Source organism: Cupriavidus sp. 01L46, assembly GCF_056399905.1.
Genome location: NZ_JBFTSF010000350.1, coordinates 1 through 5934, shown reverse-complemented (window position 1 = coordinate 5934; position 5934 = coordinate 1). Strand labels below are relative to the sequence as shown.

Sequence of the window (5934 nt, the reverse complement as noted above, 5' to 3'; positions counted from 1 at the left end):
GTCGGGATGGGTGTATTCGAGTTGAATGTGCGCCCCGACTCGCATGTAACATCGCCACCTAAGATTGCTCCGCAAAGCAACCTGGGCCTAGTGAGGTGGTGTCCGGCGCGAGCCAGGCGACGACATCCGTCCGACGCCAGCGCAAGGGAAAATTTGGGCCAAGATGAGCGGGTGGCGGCAGCGTATGCGGCTGTTTCCTGGCGCGGCGGCGAATGGTGGCAGAGCTGACCTTGAAGATGTTCGCAAGGTCGTGAGCGTCGAGGTAGGCAGTCGCTGGTAGGTGCATTCGGAGTATAGGTCGACCGTGGCTGCAACTGCCCGGTGGGAAATGCAGTCGGAGGCCCGCGGCGACCAGGGACGAACCTCGGGGAGCGGGGAGCTATCCCATTGAGCTGAGGGGCGGCACTTTGATGTATGCGAGTCTGGCGATTTGGCAACCAGGGCAGACACGCCGGCATGGGTTGGCCGCACCGAGTCTTTGGGCACGCAGCAAGAAGACGAGGCCCCCTTGGGAGTCCTCGTCAAGTTCAATTTATGCTATCTCGATGGCTGAGCAGGCATTTGACGTCCTTGAAGCCTTCGGGCCGCGGAAGCTCTCGCGGTAGGCGCTCCCAGCAGGAGTCCGCCACCGGGCATGTCAATGCGCCGGCGTGGGGAGGTAGCCCCTCTGCAAGGACTTTCATATCCAAGGTCAGCTATCGTCCACCAAGCGTCTATACTGCATTCGTTGCTTCATTGCGGAATGAACTATGGAATACGCTCCCAGCATCAGCCAGATGGCCGGCCTGCTTGCCGACCCGGGACGAGCCGCCATGTTGTGGGCGCTGATGGACGGCAGCGCCCGCCCGGCCGGCGAGCTTGCGGCCATCGCCGGCTTGTCGGCATCGTCCACCAGCGGCCACCTGGCGCGGCTCAGTGAAGGCGGCCTGCTCGCCGTGCAGACGCGCGGGCGCAATCGCTACTACCGGCTCGCCACGCCGGAGATCGGCGTCGCCATCGAGGCGCTGGCCAGTGCGTCGCTGGCCAGCCAGCCGCCGCGCGTGCGCGCGGTGCCCGCGTCGCGTACCGCGCCGGCGGCCTTGCGCCAGGCGCGCACCTGCTATGACCACCTGGCGGGCGAGCTTGCGGTTTCCCTGTTCGAACGCATGTCGCATGCCAACTGGATCGTGGTGGACGGCACGGCGGTGGACCTCACCGACAGCGGCAGCGCGGGCATGGTGCAGCTTGGCGTGGACCTGGATCTGGCGCGCCGTAAGCGGCGGCAGTTTGCCTGCACCTGCCCCGACTGGAGCGAGCGCAAGCCGCACCTTGGCGGCGCGCTTGGCGCGGCGCTGCTCGATAGCATGATGGCCAACAGCTGGATCGAGCCCACGACCACATCGCGTGCGCTGCGCGTGACGCCGCGCGGGCAACGCGAGATCCTGCGCATTGCCGGCTGAGCACAGGCTCAKCCGTGGACAGCACCATGTTCCGTTTTCAATGCGCCGAGCCGGCGCCGCACCGATGGAGGGTTGATGCAATGAGCGACGAATTGAGTAACGACGCGCGCGAGGCGCTCTGGCGCCTGATTGAGCTGATCGACTTCGACGACGCAGCCATGGCGGAGAAGCACCAGATGCTGTTCGAAGAAGCGCTCGCCAACTCGGACGACGCGGATGCGGTCGAAGGCCAGGAGCTGCTCTGGATCCTGAAGGACGTGATCGACTGGGAAGCGGGCTTCTATGTGGACTGGAAAGACGCCGCGTCCTTCATCAGCTGCATGGACGAGCTGTGCGCCAGGGTCGATATCGAGCTGGACTGGGGCGTGGAGGATCCAGAGGACGAGGAGTTCCTGGAGAAGGCCAGCGTGCCGGACCTGATGGAACTGGCTCATGAGCAGTTGCGGCTGGCCGGCATCACGCTCTGGAACTGGAACACCGATGGCGATGCCTATGCAGGCTGGATCGCCCGCGGCGAGGATGATGAAGAAATGACCACCGTGGCCGAAACGCTGGGGCTGGAGATAAGGACCGGCGACCAGGCGTATTGAGGCTGCGGCGCTGGCCCGGGTCACGCCGCGGCCTCAGCCAGTGGTCCCCACGCCAACCGCGCCCTGCCGATCCGTGGCGCCCAAGGTGCGCTCCAGCACATCGAGAAATGCCCTCACGCTGGCCGGCATCAGCTTGCGCGCGGGCATCAGCACAAACACCTTCAGCGGCGACGACGTGTACGCCGGCAGCACCCGCACAAGGCGCCCCTGTTCCAGTTCATCCTGCGCGTAGCGTGGCGAGAGCCGGGCCACGCCAAGGCCGTCGGTCGCGGCTTTCAGGCGGATCTCCGCGCTCTGCGTGCGCATGCGCGGCTCCACCGCCATGCTGGCTACCTCCACGCCATCGCGCTGGAATTCCCAGCGCCGGTCCTCGGCATCGCCCAGCATGGGCCAGCCGGCCAGTTCCTGTGGCGTGCGCGGCAAGCCGCGCGCGCGGATCAGCGATGGCGCGGCAAAAAAAGCACGCTCGATGCGCACCACCCGCTTGCTGGCAAAGGAGCTGTCGTGCAGGCCGGTGGTCGTCATCACGAAGGCCAGGTCGTAGCCTTGCTCGACCAGGTCGGGCTGCTCCCAGCTCACGTCGACCTGCACACGCAGCTCGGGATGCAGCCGCAGCAGCTGCGTGAGGATGGGCGAGATGTGCAGGGAGCCGACCTCGTAGGGTGTGGAAATGCGCAGCGTTCCACTGACTTGCTCGCTGACCGACACCGCCTCGGCGCTGATTTCGCGCAGCTCGTTGAAGAGGGGCGCGACCCGGTCGTAGAGTTGCTGGCCCCGCTCTGTCACCCGCACGCGGCGCGTGGTGCGCTCGAACAGGCGCACGCCCAGCTGCACTTCGAGCCGCGACACCGCCGCGCTGGCGGATGACTTCGGCACGTCCGCCAGATCCGCGCCCTTGGTGAAACTGGCGCCCTCCACCACCCGGCAGAAAATCTCCCAGTCCTTCCATTCGATCGTCTTCATTCGCCATCCCCGTGCCACATGGCGCGCATCGCGAGTCGTGCGCGGCAATGTGAGGGATTGTCCCATGCGGCGAACAATGACGCCCCGGCGACTAGCGGGCAGAGTTGCCTCCAATTCTTTCCTTGACTATTTACATCGTAAATCTACACTGTAAATCATCGTTGCCGAAGCATCGTTGCTGCAGAAGGCAACATGCTTCAATCGGCACACGCACTGATCGCCTCACCCCACCAGATATGGCAAGAAACCTCACCCAGGAAGAGATCGACGCGTTCAAGGCCCGCCTGTGCGCGGTAGCGGAGCGGCGCTTCGCCGAAGGCGGCGTGGCCAGCGTGAGCATGCGCCAGCTCGCCGAGGAACTGGGCTGCAGCCCGATGACGCCCTACCGTTACTTCAAGGACAAGGACGACATCCTGGCGACGGTGCGCACGGCCGCATTCGACCGTTTCGCCGCCACCCTTGAGGCCGCCGGTGCCAGCGTTGCCGAGCCACGCGAACGCGCGCGCGCCGTGGGCGAGGCCTATCTCGCCTTTGCCTTTGCCGAGCCCAATGCTTACCGGCTGATGTTCGACATGACCCAGCCGGACGACGATCGCTACCCCGACCTGGAGCGCGCCGGCTCGCGAGCGCGCCGCACCATGAGCGCGCACCTGGAGACCATGGCGGAGCGCGGCCTGATCCATGGCGACCCGCAGGTGCTGAGCTATGTGATCTGGGCCTCGATCCACGGGCTGGTGATGCTGCGCCTGGCCGGCAAGCTGCCCGGCGACCCCGATTTCCGCGTCATCCACGCCGAGATGTTGCGGCTGCTGGCTTCGGGCATGCGCGCGCCGATGCCCGAAGCCAGTTTAGAAGCGGGTCACGACGCAGATCACGAAGCCGTTAGCGAATCCGTTAGCGAACCCGTCCCCCCAGCTACGCCAAAGCCAATCCGGCAGCAGCGCAAAAGGAGCTCCCAATGAGCCAGCCGTTCCCGTCCACGCCCTATCTCAGCGGCAACTTCGCCCCCATCCTGATGGAGTGCGATGCGCCCGACCTGCCGGTGCTTGGCGAGCTGCCGCGCGCGCTGCGCGGCACGCTCTACCGCAACGGGCCAAACCCGCAGTACGCCCCGCGCGATTCGCATTACCACTGGTTCATCGGCGACGGCATGGTGCACGCCTTCCACATCGAGGACGGCCGCGTGCGCTACCGCAACCGCTGGGTACGCACCAACAAGTTCCAGCGCGAGCAGGCCGCGGGGCAGGCGCTGTTCGGCAGCTGGGGCAACCCGGCCACCACCGACCCGTCAGTGCTCGGGCAAAACGACGGCGTGGCCAACACTAATATCCTCAGCCACGCCGGCCGCCTGCTGGCGCTGGAAGAAGCCGACCTGCCGGTGGAGCTGGACGCCCAGACCCTGGCCACGCGCGGCGACGTCGACTACGGCGGCAAGCTCACCGGCGCCATGACCGCGCACCCCAAGGTGGACCCGGTGACCGGCGAGATGGTGTTCTTCGCGTATTCGGCCGATGGCCCCTTCACCCCCGGCATGCGCTACGGCGTGGTGGATCGCAACGGGCAGCTGCAGCGCCTCGACCATTTCGAAGCGCCGTTTCCCAGCATGGTCCACGATTTCATGGTCACGCAGAAGCATGTGCTGTTTCCCATCCTGCCACTCACCGGCAGCATGGAGCGCGCCATGCGCGGCGAGCCAGCTTACGCGTGGGAGCCGCAAAAGGGCTCGCACATCGGCATCATGCCGCGCAATGGCGGCACCACGCAGATGCGCTGGTTCCGCGGCGAGGCCTGCTACGTGTTTCACGTGATGAATGCCTGGGACGCCGGCAACAAGGTCATCGCCGACGTGATGCAGTATGAGTCCTCTCCCATTTTCAATCCCAACGGCAGCGGCACCGGCGCTCGGCTGTGCCGCTGGACCTTCGACATGGCCGGCAAGTCAGACACGTTCACGCGCGAATACCTGGACGACACGGCGGGCGAGTTCCCGCGCTTCGACGAGCGCGTCTCCACGCTGCCTTATCACCATGGCTACTACGCGTTCCGCCAGTACGAGAGCAGCGAGCGTGGCAGCTACGACAGCCTGGCCCACGTGGACCTGCGCAGCGGCAAGCGCGCCACCTACCAGTTGCCCGAGGGCGATGCCTTCTCCGAACCCGTGTTTGTGCCGCGCGCAGCCGACAGCGCCGAAGGCGATGGCTGGCTGCTGGCCACCGTCTACCGGGGCGTGCAGGCGCGCAGCGACCTGGTAGTGCTGGATGCCAGCGCAATTGCCAATGGGCCGGTTGCCACGGTACAGCTTTCGCACCGCGTGCCGTTCGGCTTTCATGGCAACTGGTGCGGCGCGGACTGATCCCGCAGCAAGACACGCATCGACATCCACTGCCTGGCGGCCGGGCTTGATTCTGGCCGCAAAACCGACCCAAGGAGAACAGCATGGGAATGCTGATTGGATTTGCCCCGTTCGCCGCTTTTTTCGTCGCCATGCGGTGTGTCTCGCCGCTGGCCGGCCTGGCCGCGGCCTTCGTGGTCTCGCTGCTCCTGTGCCTGCGCATGTGGCGGCGCGGCGAATCGCTCAAGGTGCTGGAGCTTGGCAGCCTGGCCCTGTTCGCGCTGCTGCTGCTCTATACCGTCAGCGCCGCGCCGCAATGGACGGTGGCCACGGTGCGGCTCGCGGTGGATGCCGGCCTGCTGGCGATCGTGCTGGTCTCGCTGGCGATCGGACGCCCGTTCACGCTGCAATATGCCCGCGAACAGGTGCCCAAGGAATACTGGGAATCGCCGCGCTTCCTGGCGGTGAACCGGCATATCTCGCTGGCGTGGGCCGCCGCGCTGGCGGTGATGGTGGCCGCCGACGCGGCGGCGGAGTACGTCAGCACCATCCCGTTGTGGGTCGATGTCGCGGCGACGGTGGCTGCGTTCGCCGGCGCCGTCATCTTCAC

At 66.1% G+C, this 5934-nt stretch carries 6 protein-coding genes; 5 read left to right on the top strand and 1 reads right to left on the bottom strand.

What is annotated here, in order from left to right; translation table 11 throughout:
* Positions 1-749: 749 nt before the first annotated feature.
* Together AC1DS3_RS33930 and AC1DS3_RS33925 are read left to right on the top strand one after the other, a co-directional pair.
* Positions 750-1439, top strand: a complete 690-nt coding sequence (locus AC1DS3_RS33930) for an ArsR/SmtB family transcription factor (RefSeq protein ID WP_441641220.1) — start codon at positions 750-752, stop codon at positions 1437-1439.
* A gap of 80 nt (positions 1440-1519) precedes the next feature.
* Positions 1520-2029, top strand: a complete 510-nt coding sequence (locus AC1DS3_RS33925) for a DUF6630 family protein (protein WP_441641221.1) — start codon at positions 1520-1522, stop codon at positions 2027-2029.
* A 33-nt stretch (positions 2030-2062) separates the two neighbouring features.
* Here the strand turns inward: AC1DS3_RS33925 and AC1DS3_RS33920 are convergent, their stop codons facing one another.
* On the bottom strand, positions 2063-2992 hold the full coding sequence (locus AC1DS3_RS33920) for a LysR family transcriptional regulator (protein WP_441641222.1): 930 nt from the start codon (positions 2990-2992) through the stop codon (positions 2063-2065).
* 236 nt (positions 2993-3228) lie between these two features.
* On the opposite strand from AC1DS3_RS33920, the gene AC1DS3_RS33915 reads away from it, so the two are divergent.
* The 3 genes from AC1DS3_RS33915 to AC1DS3_RS33905 form a co-directional block, all read left to right on the top strand.
* Positions 3229-3954 carry a TetR/AcrR family transcriptional regulator gene (locus AC1DS3_RS33915; protein WP_441641223.1) on the top strand — a complete coding sequence of 242 codons (726 nt, stop codon included), beginning with the start codon at positions 3229-3231 and terminating at the stop codon, positions 3952-3954.
* Positions 3951-5345, top strand: coding sequence for a carotenoid oxygenase family protein (locus tag AC1DS3_RS33910; RefSeq protein ID WP_441641224.1), 1395 nt, complete (start codon positions 3951-3953; stop codon positions 5343-5345). Before AC1DS3_RS33915 ends, AC1DS3_RS33910 begins: the two co-directional genes overlap by 4 nt.
* Before the next feature lie 83 nt (positions 5346-5428).
* Positions 5429-5934 (top strand): hypothetical protein (locus AC1DS3_RS33905; protein WP_477128892.1); only part of this gene is annotated, 506 nt, incomplete at its 3' end.

Excerpts from the sequence above, each read along its gene's own strand:
- AC1DS3_RS33930 (WP_441641220.1), top strand. The coding sequence starts at position 750 with ATGGAATACGCTCCCAGCATCAGCCAGATGGCCGGCCTGCTTGCCGAC.
- AC1DS3_RS33925 (WP_441641221.1), top strand. The coding sequence starts at position 1,520 with ATGAGCGACGAATTGAGTAACGACGCGCGCGAGGCGCTCTGGCGCCTG.
- AC1DS3_RS33910 (WP_441641224.1), top strand. The coding sequence starts at position 3,951 with ATGAGCCAGCCGTTCCCGTCCACGCCCTATCTCAGCGGCAACTTCGCC.
- AC1DS3_RS33920 (WP_441641222.1), bottom strand. The coding sequence starts at position 2,992 with ATGAAGACGATCGAATGGAAGGACTGGGAGATTTTCTGCCGGGTGGTG.
- AC1DS3_RS33915 (WP_441641223.1), top strand. The coding sequence starts at position 3,229 with ATGGCAAGAAACCTCACCCAGGAAGAGATCGACGCGTTCAAGGCCCGC.